16 protein-coding genes and 1 pseudogene are annotated in these 17009 nt (G+C 36.1%); 4 read left to right on the top strand and 13 right to left on the bottom strand.

Translation table 11 applies throughout. From position 1 onward, the window contains the following. Nucleotides 1-275 precede the first annotated feature (275 nt). Nucleotides 276-2234: a 4-alpha-glucanotransferase gene (malQ, locus tag ACYQ3P_RS05015; RefSeq protein WP_460176845.1), complete on the top strand. Its 1959-nt coding sequence runs from the start codon at nucleotides 276-278 to the stop codon at nucleotides 2232-2234. Here malQ and mtgA read toward each other — a convergent pair. Continuing rightward, nucleotides 2194-3021, bottom strand: a complete 828-nt coding sequence (gene mtgA, locus ACYQ3P_RS05010) for a monofunctional biosynthetic peptidoglycan transglycosylase (RefSeq protein WP_460176844.1) — start codon at nucleotides 3019-3021, stop codon at nucleotides 2194-2196. The two genes, malQ and mtgA, sit on opposite strands and share 41 nt — an antisense overlap. A 40-nt stretch (nucleotides 3022-3061) precedes the next feature. Between mtgA and ACYQ3P_RS05005 the strand changes: the two genes are divergently transcribed. Beyond that, nucleotides 3062-4267 carry a cation:proton antiporter gene (locus ACYQ3P_RS05005; protein ID WP_460176843.1) on the top strand — a complete coding sequence of 402 codons (1206 nt, stop codon included), beginning with the start codon at nucleotides 3062-3064 and terminating at the stop codon, nucleotides 4265-4267. Here the strand turns inward: ACYQ3P_RS05005 and ACYQ3P_RS05000 are convergent. The 10 genes and pseudogenes from ACYQ3P_RS05000 to ACYQ3P_RS04955 form a co-directional block, all read right to left on the bottom strand. Then, the gene (locus ACYQ3P_RS05000; protein ID WP_460178049.1) at nucleotides 4264-5619 is read right to left on the bottom strand and encodes a TrpB-like pyridoxal phosphate-dependent enzyme; all 1356 of its coding nucleotides are present in this window, start codon (nucleotides 5617-5619) and stop codon (nucleotides 4264-4266) included. The genes ACYQ3P_RS05005 and ACYQ3P_RS05000 overlap by 4 nt on opposite strands. Continuing rightward, a complete protein-coding gene (gene hepT / locus ACYQ3P_RS04995) occupies nucleotides 5609-6061 on the bottom strand; it encodes a type VII toxin-antitoxin system HepT family RNase toxin (RefSeq protein ID WP_460176842.1) in 453 nt (150 codons plus the stop codon). Before hepT ends, ACYQ3P_RS05000 begins: the two co-directional genes overlap by 11 nt. After that, a complete protein-coding gene (locus ACYQ3P_RS04990) occupies nucleotides 6033-6464 on the bottom strand; it encodes a nucleotidyltransferase domain-containing protein (protein WP_460176841.1) in 432 nt (143 codons plus the stop codon). Before ACYQ3P_RS04990 ends, hepT begins: the two co-directional genes overlap by 29 nt. Nucleotides 6465-6475: 11 nt before the next feature. Continuing rightward, the gene (gene thpR, locus ACYQ3P_RS04985; protein ID WP_460176840.1) at nucleotides 6476-7051 is read right to left on the bottom strand and encodes an RNA 2',3'-cyclic phosphodiesterase; all 576 of its coding nucleotides are present in this window, start codon (nucleotides 7049-7051) and stop codon (nucleotides 6476-6478) included. Nucleotides 7052-7075: 24 nt separating this feature from the next. Next, entirely contained in the window at nucleotides 7076-7507 is a 432-nt protein-coding gene (locus ACYQ3P_RS04980) for a phosphatidylglycerophosphatase A family protein (RefSeq protein ID WP_460176839.1), read from the bottom strand. After that, on the bottom strand, nucleotides 7497-8510 hold the full coding sequence (gene trpD, locus ACYQ3P_RS04975) for an anthranilate phosphoribosyltransferase (protein WP_460176838.1): 1014 nt from the start codon (nucleotides 8508-8510) through the stop codon (nucleotides 7497-7499). The genes ACYQ3P_RS04980 and trpD overlap by 11 nt, the downstream gene beginning before the upstream one ends. 10 nt (nucleotides 8511-8520) lie before the next feature. After that, nucleotides 8521-9090 carry an anthranilate synthase component II gene (locus ACYQ3P_RS04970; RefSeq protein ID WP_460176837.1) on the bottom strand — a complete coding sequence of 190 codons (570 nt, stop codon included), beginning with the start codon at nucleotides 9088-9090 and terminating at the stop codon, nucleotides 8521-8523. Next, the gene (trpE, locus tag ACYQ3P_RS04965; RefSeq protein WP_460176836.1) at nucleotides 9087-10607 is read right to left on the bottom strand and encodes an anthranilate synthase component I; all 1521 of its coding nucleotides are present in this window, start codon (nucleotides 10605-10607) and stop codon (nucleotides 9087-9089) included. The genes ACYQ3P_RS04970 and trpE overlap by 4 nt, the downstream gene beginning before the upstream one ends. A gap of 661 nt (nucleotides 10608-11268) precedes the next feature. Continuing rightward, a pseudogene (locus tag ACYQ3P_RS04960) lies at nucleotides 11269-11826 on the bottom strand (Uma2 family endonuclease). Nucleotides 11827-11998: 172 nt separating this feature from the next. Next, a complete protein-coding gene (locus ACYQ3P_RS04955) occupies nucleotides 11999-13252 on the bottom strand; it encodes an ISNCY family transposase (RefSeq protein ID WP_460176835.1) in 1254 nt (417 codons plus the stop codon). A gap of 239 nt (nucleotides 13253-13491) precedes the next feature. Here ACYQ3P_RS04955 and speD point away from each other — a divergent pair, with 239 nt between their 5' ends. Together speD and speE are read left to right on the top strand one after the other, a co-directional pair. After that, nucleotides 13492-13899 (top strand): adenosylmethionine decarboxylase, encoded by a 408-nt coding sequence (gene speD / locus ACYQ3P_RS04950; RefSeq protein ID WP_460176834.1) that lies wholly within the window; start codon nucleotides 13492-13494, stop codon nucleotides 13897-13899. After that, nucleotides 13874-14773, top strand: a complete 900-nt coding sequence (gene speE, locus ACYQ3P_RS04945) for a polyamine aminopropyltransferase (protein ID WP_460176833.1) — start codon at nucleotides 13874-13876, stop codon at nucleotides 14771-14773. The genes speD and speE overlap by 26 nt, the downstream gene beginning before the upstream one ends. Here the strand turns inward: speE and ACYQ3P_RS04940 are convergent. Both ACYQ3P_RS04940 and gap read right to left on the bottom strand, forming a co-directional pair. Further along, nucleotides 14770-15984 carry a phosphoglycerate kinase gene (locus tag ACYQ3P_RS04940; RefSeq protein WP_460176832.1) on the bottom strand — a complete coding sequence of 405 codons (1215 nt, stop codon included), beginning with the start codon at nucleotides 15982-15984 and terminating at the stop codon, nucleotides 14770-14772. The genes speE and ACYQ3P_RS04940 overlap by 4 nt on opposite strands. A 10-nt stretch (nucleotides 15985-15994) precedes the next feature. Further along, nucleotides 15995-16999, bottom strand: coding sequence for a type I glyceraldehyde-3-phosphate dehydrogenase (gene gap, locus ACYQ3P_RS04935; RefSeq protein ID WP_460176831.1), 1005 nt, complete (start codon nucleotides 16997-16999; stop codon nucleotides 15995-15997). Nucleotides 17000-17009: the final 10 nt, after the last annotated feature.

Here is a 17009-nt window from a genome sequence, read left to right as displayed (position 1 = left end):
GAGGAAAAAAGCGAGATTGCTTCGCTACGCTCGCAATGACGGGGCAGGAGGGTCATTGCGAGGCATCCGCAAGGATGCTGTAGCAATCTCTAAAATCTTCACGTTTTCGCTCACAAGAGGGGGCTTGCAGTGACGAATTGTTGGATTTCTACGCTGTCGCTCTCTGGCACTATGACGACGAGCTTGCTTCGCTACGCTCGCAATGACGGATTAGGGAATACATAGCAATGACGGATAAGGCACGCAATGACACTAAAGAATAGAGCAAATTAGGAATGAATAATTCAAGCCAAATTACCAAATTTGCAGAGGAATTAGGAATACTTCCATTTTACTACAACTACAAAGGTGAAAAAATTGAAATATCCTTTGAAACAAAATATTCAATTGTATCTAAAATATTCTCCCTTGAAACACCACTCACCATCCACCAACCACAAATAATAGAACCTGTTTATGTAATAGAAAATCAACCACTTAATATAAAAATCGCAAAAACTTTAAATTTGGCAAAAGTTGAAATATTACCGAATGAAGACATCGGAATGACAGGCGAGCCAATTATCTTTGAAATTAAAAATGCTGATTCTATACAATTGCCAATATTACCTTTTGGCTATTATAAACTTCATCTATTCACTAACCACCAATCACCAGCCACCAACCACCAATCACCAGCTACCAGCCACTTAATCATTGCACCTTCTGAATGCTATGATGTTTTTAAAAGAAAAACATGGGGATTGCATATAAATTTATGGAGTTTAAGGGGCAACAGAGAAGAGGGAAATTTTTCACATTTAAAGAAAATTGCAGAATTTGCTAAGCAAAAAGGAGGATTTATCAGCATAAATCCATTACATTTTAATGATCCTGAAGATGTTTTTGGAATAAGTCCCTACTCTGCCATATCAAGAGAGTTTAAAACTCCTTTGTATCTTTCAGATGCTTCAGTAGTTGAAAAAAATGAAAAATTTTTTGAATACAAGAAAATTTGGCAAGAGAAAATAAAAAAGTTAAAAGAAAAGTTTCAGCAAATACTCAAAAATCAGGCTCAAAAAATTGATGACTTAGAAGAATACAAAAAAAGCCTATGTCCTGCAATAAGAAAAGATTTAGAGTATTTTGCAGTTTTTTGCTATTTAAGAGAAAAATTTGGAAAAAACTGGCAAAGCTGGAAAGAAGAGCTTAGAAATTTCAATGAATCAGTGATTGATAAAATTTATGAAGAGAATCAAAGAGAAATTCTCTTTTACGAATACCTTCAAATGCTCATTGATAAAGAGCTTGAAGAAATTAAAAAATACAATCTCTGCCTTGACCTTGCCTTTGGCTCAGTAAAACAAAGTTTTGATGTTTGGAGACATCAGGAAATATATGCACTTCAATGTGAGCTTGGTGCTCCACCTGATGATTTTAATCCAAAGGGACAAAAATGGGGATTTCCACCTTTGATTCCATTTAAGCTTAGGCAGGAAGGCTACATTCCTTTTATAAAAATCTTAAAAGCCAATATGAAAGGAAGCATTCTTAGATTTGACCATGCCTTAGGACTTTTCAGAGCTTTCTGGATTCCTGAAGGTTTCTCAGCTAAAGACGGAGCTTATGTAAAATATCCTTATCAGGAACTCCTTTCAATTATAGCCCTTGAATCTTGGATTAATAAAACAGCAGTAATTGGTGAAGATTTAGGAACTGCTGAGGATTGGATGAGACAGGAACTTATTAAAAGAAAAATGAGTTCATGGAGAGTTTTTTACTTTGAAAAAAGGGATGAAGGATTTAAAAAATCAGATGAGTATCCAGAGGAAGCCCTTTGTAGCATCACAACCCATGATTTGCCAACTTTAAAAGGTTACTGGATGGGCAAAGATTTAGAAATAAGAAAAAAGCTTTCTCTTTTTGATGACTCTACATATGAAAAAGCTTTGCAGGATAGAGAAGGGGATAAAAAAAAGATACTTGAACTTTTAAATATAAGCCAAGAATCACTGCATAAAATTCTTCTTTCAATTATAAAATTTCTCTCAAATACAAAATGCAAATATCTTTTGCTTTATCCTGAAGATTTACTTTTGATTGAAGAGCAGACAAATCTTCCAGGGACAACTACAGAGTATCCAAACTGGCAAAGAAAACTGCCGTTGACAGTTGAAGAGTTTTTAAAACTGCCAATATGGGCAGAAATTGAGCTTATTTTGAGGGACTCTGGTCGGACTGCTCATTCTGAATAGGCTCTTTTTGTAATTCAGGTTCTTTTTCAAGGTCTTTCTGAGGCTCAACAAGAGCTGGTTCTTTTTCATTTTCCTCAGGTTGAGTGTATTCTTCTTTTATAATTCCTCTTTTTTGCATTATAAAGTAAATAAGCCTCGCTCTTCTTTCAACAAATTTTGAATTTCCTGAAGGGCTGTACTTAATTGGATTTGGAAGTGAAGCAGCAAGCCTTGCAGCTTCCCAAGCTGTAAGAGCAGAAGCAGATTTTCCAAAATGATAACGAGCTGCAGCCTCAGCACCAAAAATTCCCTCTCCCCATTCTGCAATGTTTAAGTAGAGCTCAAGAATTCTCTTTTTTGAAAGTGTTCGCTCAAGTCTCCAAGTTATTATTGCTTCTTGAATTTTTCTAATTGGATTTTTAGATGGACTTAAATACAAATTTTTTGCAAGCTGTTGAGAAATTGTGCTACCACCATATTTTAATTTTTTCTCTTTTATGTCCTTTTCAATTGCCTTTTTAATTCCTTCAATGTCAAAACCTGAATGTTTGTAAAACTTATCATCCTCTCCTATGAGAACAGCCTTTACAAGATATGGAGAAATCCTGTTAAGTGACACCCAATACTGTTTAATTTGAATGCTTTTACCTTCTTTTTTGTATTGCTCCATTCTGTACTTCATCATTGCAGTAAGTTTTGGATTTTTCTTCTTCAACGAAGAGACATCAACAGTGAAAGGATAAATAAAGATATAAACAAGATAGCAAGCCAATCCAAAAAGTATTACTCTAAAAATCCACTTAAACATTTTTTATTTTAACAAATTGTGAATTTAGTTATAATATTACATGGATTTACATCTGATATTTCTATATCTTGCAATCCTTCTATTTACTGCAAGGCTAACAGGTGATATTTTCGCAAAATTTGGTATTCCGTCTGTTTTGGGAGAGATCTTTGTCGGAATAATTTTGGGACAAAGTGTATTAGGAATAATTCCTTTAAGTGATGTAATGAAGCTTCTTGCAGAGCTTGGAATTATTTTACTGTTGTTTCATATCGGACTTGAAGCAGATTTAAAGCAACTGCAGAAAGTGGGTTTCTCCGCTGCAATGGTTGCAATAACAGGTGCGCTGGCTCCAATGATAACAGGCTTTTTAGTTTCTTATTATGTATTTAATTTCCCACTAATCACATCTTTATTCATTGGCGGAACTCTTACTGCAACAAGCATAGGCATTACTGTGAGAGTTCTTAAGGATATTGATAAAATGAAGGAAAGATTTGCTCAGATTGTGCTTGGTGCAGCTGTCCTTGATGATATATTTGGTGTTGTCGTTCTTGCAGCTCTCTATGAGTTTTCAAAATCTCTGGAGATAAATGTCAATGCCACACTAATTTTAGTTTTATACATAGGAACATTTTTCATTGTAGCTCCTATAATAGGTAAAATATTTGCTTATTTTGTGAGTAATTTATCAAAAAAGCTTAATACCCTTGATTTTGTTCCACCTGTTGTTATAGCTATAATTTTGCTTTTTGCATACGCAGCCCATGAAATAGGTTCTCCAGAAATACTTGGTGCTTTTACTGCAGGAATAGCCTTTTCAAGAAGGTTTACAATTCCATTTGCAGCAGCCTTTCAGGCTGACAAAGAGATTATACATAAGACTGAAGAGTCTTTAAATCCACTAATATGGCTTTTCACGCCTATCTTTTTTGTTTATGTAGGACTTCAGTTAAATCTTAAGGCAATAGATTTCACTTCATTAAATTTTTATCTGATGAGTGCTGTATTTTTCATCGTTGCCCTTGTAACCAAGTTAGTAGCAGGCTTTTTTGTAAAGGGCAACATGAGAGAAAAGTTAAGTGTTGGCTTTTCTATGCTTCCAAGAGGAGAAGTAGGACTTATATTCGCAGAGTTTGGCAGGCTAAGCGGAATATACGATAATACCCTTTATGCAGTAATAATCTTTGTCGTTGCCCTTACAACACTGCTTGCACCTGTAGTTTTAAAAAGTATTTGGAAAAACGAAAAAAAGCCTTTGATTTAAATTTTAATCTCTGGCAATCTGCATAGGGATTCTCTAATCTTCTCATCAGGATATTCAAAGTCCTGTAACTTTCCAGAAAGATATGCCTCATAGGATGGAAGATCAAGAAATCCTATGCCACTTAAATTAAAGAGTATTACTTTTTCTTTTCCCTCCTCCTTTGCTTTTAAAGCCTCATCAATAGCGACTCTGATTGCATGGGCACTTTCAGGTGCTGGAATAATTCCCTCAGTCCTTGCGAAAAGTATTGCAGCTTCAAATATTGCGGTTTGTCCCACAGCCACAGCTTCAATCAATCCATCATTACATAACTGGCTTACAAGCGGAGAATCGCCATGATATCTGAGTCCGCCTGCATGAATTCCCGGTGGAACAAAATCATGTCCTAAGGTATACATCATAAGAAAAGGTGTTAGTCCTGCTGTATCTCCATAATCATATCTAAATTCACCTTTTGTAAGTGTTGGACATGAGGAAGGCTCAACTGCAATGACTCTTAAATCTTTACCGTGAATTTTGTCATAAAGATATGGAAAGCTTACTCCACCAAGATTGCTTCCTCCACCACAGCAGCCAATTACTATATCTGGATACTCCCCTATGAGCTCAAACTGTTTTTTGCATTCAAGCCCAATAATTGTCTGATGAAGCAGAACATGGTTAAGCACTGAGCCAAGTGCATAATTAGTGTCATTATGAGTTGCTGCATCTTCAACTGCTTCAGAAATAGCAATTCCTAATGTTCCTGGATGGTCAGGATTTTCCCGAAGAATTTTTCTGCCCGATTCAGTTTTATCGGAAGGGGATGGATAAACATTTGCTCCCCATGTTTCCATCATTATCCTTCTGTAGGGCTTTTGATTGTAACTGACTCTGACCATGTAAACAGTTACCTCAATTCCCATTAAAGCTCCTGCTAATGCAAGAGCAGAACCCCATTGCCCTGCTCCTGTCTCTGTAGCAATTCTCTTTATTCCTTCCTTTTTATTGTAGTAAGCCTGTGGTATTGATGTGTTTGTTTTATGACTTCCAGCAGGTCCAAATCCTTCGTGTTTAAAATAGATTTTTGCAGGAGTATTCAAAGCTTTCTCAAGTCCTTCTGCTCTGTAAAGGGGAGTTGGTCTGAAGCTCGCATAAATATTTAAAACTTCCTCAGGAATATCTATCCATCTTTGTTGAGTTACTTCCTGTTCAATAAGGGACATAGGAAATATAACTTTTAAATCATCTGGAGAAACTGGTTTCTTGGTTTGGGGATGAAGTGGCGGTGGAGGAAGCTTAGGCATATCAGCCTGTATATTATACCACTGCCTTGGCAAATCTTTTTCTGAAAGTAAAATTCTACGCATTATTCTCCTCCTGTATTTTTGATAAAAATTTTTGAATTTCATTTATAAATCTTTCTATATCACTACGATGATTTTTTATGATTGCGTAAAGCTCTTCAGGCGGAATTTCATGATAGAAATGAACCATTCTATTTCTATAGCCTGCCATCTTTATTAAAATTTCAGCATAATCTTTATCTACTATGCCTTTTTTACCAAGCTCATTTGCTATTCTTTTGTATTCTAACTCTTTGAAGTTGTATGTTTTTGAAAGAATATGTCTGGAAATATCAAAAATTGCCTCAAGTGCTCTTCTTAAAAAACTCTCTGCTGCAGCTTGAGTTTTTTTATCTGCAAGGAATTCTTCTAAACTCAACTGAGCAAGACTTTCTATCTCTACAAGATACTCTTGTATAAGAGATAAAATTTTTTGAATTTTATTTAAGTTCAATCTTGCGATAACCATCTTTTATAGCCTCAAGGAAATCCTTAAAAATTTCTTTTTGTTTAAAGGATAAATCTTCAGCCTTTTTCATAACAATTTCTTCGTAATTTTCCAAAAATTCCTCATCTTCTGAGTAAATTAACATTCCCTTAATTGCCTCATACTGAAAAAGTGAATCTGTTTCCTGCAAAAAAACCAAATCAATCTCAAAGGGATCAAACGCTTTTGAAAGCTCAATATATAAGTCACCATAAACAGAGATTTTATTGGTTGGAAGCTCTTCAAATACAACACCAATATCAAGGTCAGAGCCTTTTTTGACTTTGTATTTTTCTCCTTTCAAAAATTTTAAGCCCTCTTTCATCTGAGAACCAAAAAGATAAGCTATTTTCACATTGTATTTTTTGAAAATATCATCAAGCATGGAATTTTTTATTATACAAAAACTTGCTCGCCAAAACGAAATTTACAAAGAGCCTCGTATATTGAACCAGAAGGAGTAAGAGTGCTTTTCATAAGCACAAACTCATTTACATCAAATATAAGTTCTGATGTCATCTTTTCTTTGAATGTTTTTGAAATTTTGTAAAAAAGGTATCTTCCATTTTGAAAGTTTTTAACCCTCGCAAGGGTGATATGGGGGGTGAATTCTTTCTCTTCCTTTTTAAAACCATACTGAGCCATGCTTTCTTCAATTTTTGATACGAGCTTTTTAAGCTCTTGATTTATATCTGTTCCTATCCATATGATTCTTGCTTTTGAACTATTTGGAAATACTCCGGGATAAGTTATTTTGAGGTTGAAAGGAGCGACTTCCTTTGCTAATTCAAGAAGAGAAGCCTTTATTTGCGATATTATTTCTTCTTGAACCTCACCAAGAAACTTTAGGGTAATATGAAAATTTTCCTTTGGCACTATATTGATTCCTTCCACAGGAGCTTTAAGGGATACAAGCTCAGATAGAAATTGTTTGATATTTTCAGGAAGCTCTATGGCAATAAATAGTCGCATGAAATATAATAGCACAATGAAGTTTTAATTGAAAATTCTCATTAAAATATTTGTGATAGCTCCTGCAATTACATCATCAATCATTATTGCAAATCCTCCTGAGGCAAGTTTTTCAATCTGCCTAATAGGAGGAGGCTTAAGTATATCAAAAAATCTAAAAAGAACAAAGGCAATTAAAAGGTTTTGAATGGTAAGTGGAATCCAAAGAACAGATGTAAGATAACCAGCAAACTCATCAATTACTACACACGAAGGATCGCTCTTTCCAATCTGCTTTTCAAGTCTGTGGGCTGAAAAAATGCCAAGCATAAAAGACAAGATTAACATAGCAAATACTGCTTCATGAGAGGGCTTCAGCAATAAAAGCAAAGCCAATGCAAAGGCTGAACCGAATGTCCCAGGTGCAAATGGAATGTAGCCAATGAAAAAAACAGTTGCTATGATTTTATAAAGCATTTGAGAGTTTTTTTAGAGTCTCAAATTTCTCATAAGCTCTTCCGCTTTTTATTGATTCCTTAGCAATTTCAACTCCCTCTTTTAAATCAGAAGCTTTTCCAGCAACCATAAGAGCTAAGGCAGAATTAAGAAGCACGATATCTGTTTTTGGACCTTCTGAGCCTTTAAGAATTTCTAAAATTATTTTGGCATTTTCAATTTTGTCTGCACCTTTAATTTCCTCAATAGATGCTCTTTTTAAACCAGCATCTTCAGGTGTAATTGTTAATAAATCTATTTTTCCATTTTTAGCTCTTGCAATATATGTTTTTCCAGATATAGATGCTTCATCAAGTCCTTCTTCGCTGTGAATTACAATAACATCCTCAACTCCAAGCCTCAAAAGCACCTTTGCAATCACTTCCATGTAGTCTTTTGAAAAAATACCCAAAAGAAGTCGTTTAACCTGAGCAGGATTGAGCATAGGTCCAAGAATGTTAAATATTGTTCTTATTTTAAGCTCTTTTCTTATTGGAACAACTCTTTTCATTGCAGGATGATAAAGGGGAGCAAAAAGGACAGTAATTCCGCATTCCCATAGGCATTTTTCAGCAGTCTCTGGTTTCATGTCAACCTTAATTCCTATCTGCTCAAGAACATCTATGCTTCCACAAAGGCTTGATGCAGAACGATTTCCATGTTTTGCAACAGGAGCACCTGCTCCAGCTAAAACAAAAGCTGTTGCAGTTGAAATATTGAATGTGCCTGAGCGGTCTCCTCCTGTTCCAACCACATCAATTGTTCCTTCAGGAGCATTTATTTTTACAGCATATTCTCTGAAAAGCCTTACAGTTTCTGTTATTTCCTCTTCAGTCTCTCCTTTAACTGAAAGTCCCATCAAAAAGGCTGAAATTTGAACATCAGAGGCTTTTCCCTCAATGATTTCAATGAAGCTTTTTCTTATGATTTCATCGGAAAGATTTTCCCTTTTGCTAAGTTTAATTATTGCCTCTTCAATTATCATGAAGCCTCCACTACAACTTTAGAAAATTTCTCAACAAATCTTTTCCAACTTTTGTCAATATGCTTTCTGGGTGAAACTGCACTCCTTCAATCTTAAATTCTTTATGTCTTACTCCCATAATCAAGCCATTTGATGTCCAAGCTGATATTGTTAAACATTCTGGTAGAGTCTCTTTTTCAATGACCAATGAATGGTATCTTGTTGCAAGGAATGGATTGGGAAGATTTTCAAAGATTGTCTTTCCATCGTGATAAATTAATGAAGTCTTACCATGCATTATCTCAGGTGAACGAATTATTTTTCCTCCAAAAGCAGCTCCGATTGCTTGATGTCCGAGACATACTCCAAGAATTGGGATTTTACCTGCAAAATGCTTTATAACATTTATTGAAATACCTGCCTCATGAGGAGTGCATGGTCCGGGTGAAATTATGATTTTTTCTGGTGAGAGCTTTTCTATTTCTTCAATTGAGGTTTCATCATTTCTGTAGACTATTACTTCTGTTTTGATACTTATTTCACCAACGTATTGATAAAGATTGTATGTAAAGGAGTCGTAGTTATCAATGATTAAAATCAATCTTGCCCTCCATTCTGCAGAAACTGCAATGTTTTAAGCATTGCCTTGGCTTTATTGACTGTTTCCTCATACTCCATCTCAGGCTTGGAGTCCGCAACAATTCCTGCACCTGCTTGCACATATACCTTATTGTCTTTTATTAAAAGCATTCTTATGCCAATGCACATGTCCATATTTCCACCAAATCCAAAATAACCTATTGCACCAGCATAGGGACCTCTCTTTGTTGGCTCAAGTTCTTCAATAATTTGCATGGCTCTCACCTTTGGTGCACCTGTTACTGTGCCTGCGGGAAAGCAACTCATAAATACATCAAACATGTCAAGCCCTTTCCTAAGCTTTCCTTCAACATTGCTTACAATATGCATTACATGGCTGTATCTTTCAATTGTCATCAGTTCAGTGACGCTTACAGAGCCTATTTCTGCAACTCTGCCAACATCGTTTCTTCCAAGATCAACAAGCATTATATGCTCAGCTTGTTCTTTTTCATCGCTCAATAACTCTCTTTCAAGGGCGAGGTCTTCCTCATCAGTTTTTCCTCTGGGACGAGTTCCAGCAATTGGCCTTAAAGTAATTTTGCCTTCTTCAAGCCTTACGAGAATTTCAGGAGAGGAGCCTACAAGGAAATCTTTGCCTGTATCAATATAAAACATGTATGGCGATGGGTTGATAATCCGTAAAATTCTATATATATCAAGGGGATGAGCTTTTGTATCTGCTTCAAATCTTTGAGAAAGCACGACCTGAACAACATCTCCACTTAATACATAATCCTTAGCCTTTTGGACAGCTTCTATGAATTTCTCCCTTGTGAAATTGGACTTAAAATTTTTTAATATGGTTTGTTGTTTTTCTGGAGCAGTAAGATATGTTCTAAATCTCTTATCTTCGTGACTTTTTAAATCAGAGATTAGCTTCTCTATTTTTTCAATAGCTTCTTTGTAAGTCATTTCAGGATTATCGCTAATAAAGGCATTGAATACAATTTTAATTGATTGCTTGAGATTATCAAAAATTAGCACGGTTTGAGGAATCATGAGATATATATCTGGCATCTTTAAACAAGGCTTTGAAGTGTCAGGAACTTTTTCAAAGAGTTTTACTGTGTCGTATGAAATATACCCAACCATTCCTCCGTAGAATCTTGGAAGCTCTGGAGCAAAATAGGGCTTGTATTTGTTGAAGTATTTTTTTAAGAAATCAAAAGGCAGGATATCTTGTTCAGTAAATTCGCTTTTTGAAGAGGCTATATTTTCAACGACGGTTACATTTCTTCCCTCAGCAGTGATTATTACAGAAGGTTCTATTCCAATTATTGAGTATCTTCCCCACTTTTCACCTCCTTGAACACTCTCAAGAAGAAAAGAAGGACTCCGATTAAGTTTAAGAAAAGCACCTACAGGAGTATCTAAGTCTGCAATAATCTCCTTGTAAAGGGGGATTACATTGAATTTTTTTGCAAGCTTGAGAAATTCCTCCTTAGTTAAATTAAGCGATTTATCTTGCTGCAACATAAAATAGTTTAAAAAATTAGACCTAAAAAAGGCAATTTCGGAGGTTTGTCCGTAAAATGAAGATAGAAATCTAAAAATTGCTAAAACCTTTTGAAAAATAAAAATTTTTAATTGTTATTGTGAGCTATGCCTCTTAATCGTCATCGTATGATAGATATATGGACATTGCGAGAGAATTTATTTCTGAGGCTATACTTTCTTTTTATGAGATTGCTTCGCCTGCCTGTCGGCAGGCTCGCAATGACGGGAAAAAAATAAACGGCAGGCTCGCAATGACAACCCCAGTCGTCGTTGCAAGCGCTCTCTCTATCAGTCATTGCGAGGCAGACCGAAGGGATGCCGAAGCAATCTCTCTTTTGCCTTTCACTCCTCACTTCTCACTTTTTACGTATTACGAATGTTTAGAGATTGCTTCACTTCGCTCGGAGTCGCAATGACGGAGAGGTGTTCACTATTTACCATTCACTAATCACCATCCACCAATTACCAATTAGAGACTGCTTCGCCCCAGATTGCCACGCTATCGCTCGCAACAGGGGCTCGCAGTGACTGTATTGACAAATGGACACTATGGTTCTTACCAATGCTCTAAGGGATTAACAAGGGGATTGCTCACTCATTGTTTTGATAGAAGTGCGATGATGCTTGAAAATAGCATAATTTAACTTTCACTGAAAATTTCATTCAAATTAATTTTCAATCCTGCAATGACTTCAGACTCCAAAGTGTCTTTTTCGTTGTAAGTTTTTAATGTGCTGAATTGTCCATTCTTCAGAAGATATATTTCAACAAACTTATGTTCTGGGGCGACTATCCAGTATTCTTTAACTCCGTATTTTTTATAAAGCTTCTTTTTAATAATCAAATCCCTGTATACAGTAACCTCAGAAAGTGTCTCTATTACAAGGTCTGGCGCACCCTGAATGTTTTTATCTTTGATAATTTCTTTTCTATCGTTTGATATAAATATAATATCTGGCTGAACAACATTTTCATCATCAAAATAAACATCAAGAGGAGCTATGAAGACTTAACCGAAATTATTTTTAATTACAAAACGTTTGATAGCAAAAAATAGTTTTCCAACGATTCTTTGATGCATTGGCACTGGTGAAGGCGTCATAATTAATTCTCCTTCAATGAGTTCATACCTTTTGTCATCAGGCAATTTTAAATAATCTTCATATGTGTATTTTATTTTTTCAACTACGAGGTCCATTTTAAACTCCCAAGTATTTGATTTTATTATATCAAAATTGCTTATACTAAATCTCTGCAAATCGGAAAATTATGACTTTCATTGTCTGAAGTCTATTTCTATTTTGATGGCATTTTTTAGTGTTATTACTAAAGTCAAGTCACACTTTATTACTACATTAAAATGTCACATTTTATTTTAAGCTTCTCCTCCAAGGGTGATTAGCTGCAGGTTTATATTTTTTCTTTTCCTTCTGCTCTCTCTGTTCCTCTATATAAGTCCTGAGATTTAAAATCTCTTCTTTCTCTTTAAGTCTCTCTTTTTCTGTCTTATCTAATCCTTTTATTTCTGAATATCCTATACGTTTGCCTTCCCATAATATCTCCATTCTACCGTCTCTAAGTTCACAAACCTCTACCCATTTGCCTGCAAGGCTCTTAATTCCCTTTACACGAAGTATCTGATAAACTCCTCCACAGTATCTTAATGTGTTGTCTTTGTTCACTTTTCTTGGATGTTTTATTGAAAAGACAAGGTCAAGGTCTTTTTCTTTAGCCACCGGCATATAAAGACTCTCTACAGAAAGAGTGTATCTACTGTTACTCCATGTAAGAAATTCCTCTTTGAGAAACTTGTTAGCCTCATCATAATCCCTTATGCCACTTAATCTCATCTCCTTAATAAGCCTGTCCTGAAAAAATCTAAACTTACGTTCAACTCTTCCTTTTGCCTGCGGAGTATTTGCATTGATTAGTTTAATCCCCAATTCATTTAATGCTCTTGCAATCTGGGTTTCTTTATGTTGTACTTCAACATGATAGTGAAGTCCTCCATGTCTTGTTGTCCTAAAGTGAGAGGCTTTATCAGTGTATAAAGCCATAAAGACACCTCTTTGCTCTATATATGCTCTTATTACTGACATATTTGCCCATACTGTCTCAGATGGATGAAATTCAGCATACACAAATCCATCTGCATCATCTATCATTGCTACAAGCCACCATTGCTGCCCAATACCTTCAATCCACCTATGTTGAGATGAATCCATCTGCACAAGCATTCCTGCCTTAGGCATCCTCCTTCTCCTTCGGTATACTTTTCTTTTCTTCTTAGGTTCATGTAACCCTTCCTGTATCAATATCTTTCTTATACTTTCATAGCTTAAGTTAATGTCATGAACATCCTTAAGTTTATCCTTAAAGTGAAGTATGTTGAAATCCCAGTACAAAGACTTTCTCAAGCTTATGATCTCATCCTTGACGGAAGAGTCAATCTTTAGGGCTGTGGGTGGCTCAGGTATTTTCCTTAAAAGCCCCTCAAAACCCTGAAACTTGAACCTCTCCTTTAGCCTTAAAACCTGTCTGTAACTCAACCCTAATATCTCCTGAGCTTGTTTAAGGGTTAAAAAGCCTGATAAGACTTGATTCATTACTTCAAACCTCTTCAATTCTTCCTCCGTAAAAATGTATTTTTTTCTCCATAAAACCTCCTTCCTTTAGATTGCTTGCCTAAAAGAAGGAGGTTAACATATATGTGACATTTCAATTTAGTAAAAACAGATGACATTTTAATATAGTAACCACATGATGGCATTTTTTATTTGACAAAAAAATTTTTTTTACATTATCATATATAGTTTGCAGGGGCTTTGTCCCTGCCTTCATACCTTTGGGAGGAGGTAGCAAATTGTATGCTTTAGGGACCCATCTTTTAATTGAAATGAAAGATTGCAATCCTGAGATCCTCAAGGATCTTGAAAGTGTTCAAACCATTCTGGTTGATGCAGCAAAAAAAGCCAATGCAACAATAATTAACATCAACTTCCATGAATTCAGCCCATTCGGCATTAGCGGTGTGGTTGTTATTGCCGAGTCCCATTTGACAATTCATACATGGCCAGAGTATGGATTTGCTGCAGTAGATGTATTTACATGCGGCGATACGATAAAGCCTGAGATAGCTGCACAGTATATTATTGAGGCTTTTGAGTGTCAAAATCCATCCATCGTTGAGATGAAAAGGGGAATAATTTCTTATAAGAATGAAAAATTGCCCCATAAGGTGTGCCATGAAGAATTACAAATGGTATATTGAGCAAACATCCGAAGACGAGGTTCTTCTTCATTCTTTAAAGGAAATTATATACGCGGGAGAGTCTCAATATCAAAAAATTGAAGTCATTCGCACTGGGCAGTTCGGGCGATGTTTGCTTCTTGACGGTAAAATGCAGTCAACAGAAAGAGATGAGTTTATTTATCATGAATCTCTGGTGCATCCAGTGATGATGTTGAGTGACTGCGTGGAAAGAGTTCTTGTAGCAGGTGGTGGAGAGGGAGCAACTTTAAGAGAGATTTTGAAATATCCCGTTAAGGAAATAGTAATGGTTGACCTTGATGAAACTGTTGTGGATGTGTCAAAAAAATATTTGCCGGAATGGAGTTTGAATGCTTTTGATGATCCGAGGGTCAGGTTGATTATAGATGATGCGCGAGCTTATATTGAAAAAACGAAGAATTATTTTGATGTTATCATTTTGGATCTGCCTGAGCCAGCTGAAGATGGTCCTGCATTTATGTTATATACAAAAGAATTCTATGAAAAGGTGAGAGATGCTCTTACTAAAGATGGAATGATGGTAACTCAGGCTGCATCTACGGCGATTAATAATATAAAAGTCTTTGTTTCAATAGCAAAGACTGTAAAACAGGTGTTCCCATATGTTAAACCATATATAACCTTTGTGCCGTCTTTTTTTGCTCCGTGGGGTTTTGTGCTTGCATCAAAAACTTTAAATCCTGATGCCCAGATGGAAAAAATAAATAAAAAGCTTGAGAGTATAGAGAATACTTTAAAGTTTTATGATGTTGATGCTCATCTGAGTATGTTTTCTTTACCAAAGCACATTAAGAATGCTGTTGAAAAAGAAGGGGTGATCATCTGTGATGACCACCCCATTTCATTCTATTAATCCTTTTTCTTTGATGGAAGCACAGCAAGTCCGACTAATTCCTTGCCTTCAAGGAGCTGTAAAGCAGCTCCTCCTCCTGTTGATATAAAAGATATTGAATCACTCACTCCTGCTTTATGGACTGCAAAATCTGTATCTCCGCCACCAACTATTGTGAATGCGTAAGAGTTAGCAATTGCATGGGCTAATGCCAATGTGCCTCTGCTAAAGGCATCTATCTCAAAAACACCCATTGGACCATTCCAAAGAATTGTCTTTGCATCGTGTAATGCTTCTGTAAAGAGTTTTACTGAAGCAGGTCCAATATCAAATCCTGCCCAATCTTGAGGAATTTCCTGAATGGGTAATATTTTGGCTTCTGTAACTTTGTCTATACTTGGAGCAACTACAACATCCACTGGCAAATAAAATTTAACCTTGTTTTGGCGAAGTTTTTCCATTGTTTTCTGGGCAAAATCCAACATATCATCTTCAACAATTGAATTTCCAACATCATATCCCAAAGCTTTTATAAATGTAAAAGCCATCGCACCACCGATTATAACTTTATCTGCCTTGTCAGAAAGATTTTCAAGAACTCCGATTTTCCCCCTTACCTTTGCACCACCAAGTATTACAACAAAGGGTCTGATTGGAGATTCAACAGCGCCTTTCAGATATTCAATCTCTCTTTTTAGCAGAAAACCGGCAGCAGATGGTAGAAATTTAGGAATCCCTACAATTGAGGCATGCGCCCTATGGCTTGCTCCAAATGCATCATTGACATAAAAATCTGCCAAAGAGGCAAGCTCCTTTGCAAACTTTTCGTCATTTTTCTCTTCCTCAATGTGAAACCTCAGGTTTTCAAGCAGTAAAACATCGCCATCTTTCATTTTAGAGACAAGTTGTTGAACTTGTGGACCTATGCAGTCTGGTGCAAAAATCACCTCTTTATTGAGAAGTCTTTGAAGTCTTCTTGCAACAGGAGCTAAGGATAATTTGGGGTCCATCTTTCCCTTTGGTCTGCCAAGATGGGATGCAAGAATTACCTTTGCTCCTTCATCAATTGCATAATTGATTGTTGGTAAAGTTGAACGAATGCGTCTGTCATCAGTGATCATTAAATTCGCATCAAGGGGAACATTGAAGTCTACTCTTATAAATACCCTTTTACCCTTAATGGGCAAATCTTCAATTGTCATTTTGTTAAAGGAATTATTGAATGGTGCCATAAGAGCCTCCCTAAATCTTGTTAATTAAATAAAGTATTAAATCTCTTACTCTGCAGCTATATCCATATTCATTGTCATACCATGATATAACCTTTGCGAGTCTTCCTTCAATGACCTTTGTTACCAAAGAATCTACAATTGATGAATAGGATGAGCCATTAAAATCAACTGAAACAAGGGGTTCATCTGTAACATAAAGAATTCCTTTTAGCTCTTCTTGAGAAGCTTTTATCAAAGCATCATTGATATCTTTTTCAGTAACATCTTTACTGAGTTGGGCAACCAAGTCAACCAAAGATACATTTGGAGTAGGAACTCTTATAGCCATTCCATCAAGTTTACCTTTTAGCTCAGGAAGAACTTTACCAACAGCTTTAGCTGCTCCTGTGGTGGTTGGTATCATTGACAATGCTGCAGCCCTTGCTCGTCTTAGGTCTTTGTGAGGAAGGTCAAGGATTCTCTGGTCATTTGTATAGGAATGCACTGTTGTTGCAAAACCTCTTTCAACACCGAAATTTTCATGGAGAACCTTAACTACTGGTGCAAGACAGTTTGTGGTGCATGAGGCATTTGATATGATTTTGTGTTTGTATGGATCAAGCATGTGATGATTAACTCCCATAACCACTGTGATGTCCTCTTCCTTTGCTGGAGCGGTTATTATGACCCATTTTGCTCCAGCTTCAAGATGCTTGGATGCTCCAGCTCTGTCTGTAAATCTTCCTGTTGATTCAACTACTATATCAATATTGAGTTCTCCCCACGGAAGTCTTTCTGGTGATGTTTCAGCAAATACCCTTATTTCTTTGCCGTCCACTGAGATATTGTTGCCGACTGTTTTAACTTCGTTTCCAAATTTACCATGAACTGAGTCATACTTAAGCAAATGGGCAAGGGTGTGAGAATCAGTTAAGTCATTAATCGCAACAATTTCAATATCTGAATTTCCGTAGCATGAGCGGAAAAAAAGTCTTCCAATTCTTCCAAAGCCATTAATTGCGACTTTTACTGACATGGCTTAACTC

The organism is Thermodesulfovibrio hydrogeniphilus (assembly GCF_054657355.1).
The sequence above is the reverse complement of the archived record's forward strand: the minus strand, read 5'-3'. Positions and strand labels throughout refer to the sequence as shown.

What these genes read in the sequence shown, in the direction of transcription:
- malQ (WP_460176845.1), top strand. Translation starts at nt 276, where the DNA reads ATGAATAATTCAAGCCAAATTACCAAATTTGCAGAGGAATTAGGAATA.
- mtgA (WP_460176844.1), bottom strand. Translation starts at nt 3,021, where the DNA reads ATGTTTAAGTGGATTTTTAGAGTAATACTTTTTGGATTGGCTTGCTAT.
- ACYQ3P_RS05005 (WP_460176843.1), top strand. Translation starts at nt 3,062, where the DNA reads ATGGATTTACATCTGATATTTCTATATCTTGCAATCCTTCTATTTACT.
- hepT (WP_460176842.1), bottom strand. Translation starts at nt 6,061, where the DNA reads ATGGTTATCGCAAGATTGAACTTAAATAAAATTCAAAAAATTTTATCT.
- ACYQ3P_RS04990 (WP_460176841.1), bottom strand. Translation starts at nt 6,464, where the DNA reads ATGCTTGATGATATTTTCAAAAAATACAATGTGAAAATAGCTTATCTT.
- thpR (WP_460176840.1), bottom strand. Translation starts at nt 7,051, where the DNA reads ATGCGACTATTTATTGCCATAGAGCTTCCTGAAAATATCAAACAATTT.
- ACYQ3P_RS04980 (WP_460176839.1), bottom strand. Translation starts at nt 7,507, where the DNA reads ATGCTTTATAAAATCATAGCAACTGTTTTTTTCATTGGCTACATTCCA.
- trpD (WP_460176838.1), bottom strand. Translation starts at nt 8,510, where the DNA reads ATGATAATTGAAGAGGCAATAATTAAACTTAGCAAAAGGGAAAATCTT.
- trpE (WP_460176836.1), bottom strand. Translation starts at nt 10,607, where the DNA reads ATGTTGCAGCAAGATAAATCGCTTAATTTAACTAAGGAGGAATTTCTC.
- speE (WP_460176833.1), top strand. Translation starts at nt 13,874, where the DNA reads ATGAAGAATTACAAATGGTATATTGAGCAAACATCCGAAGACGAGGTT.
- ACYQ3P_RS04940 (WP_460176832.1), bottom strand. Translation starts at nt 15,984, where the DNA reads ATGGCACCATTCAATAATTCCTTTAACAAAATGACAATTGAAGATTTG.
- gap (WP_460176831.1), bottom strand. Translation starts at nt 16,999, where the DNA reads ATGTCAGTAAAAGTCGCAATTAATGGCTTTGGAAGAATTGGAAGACTT.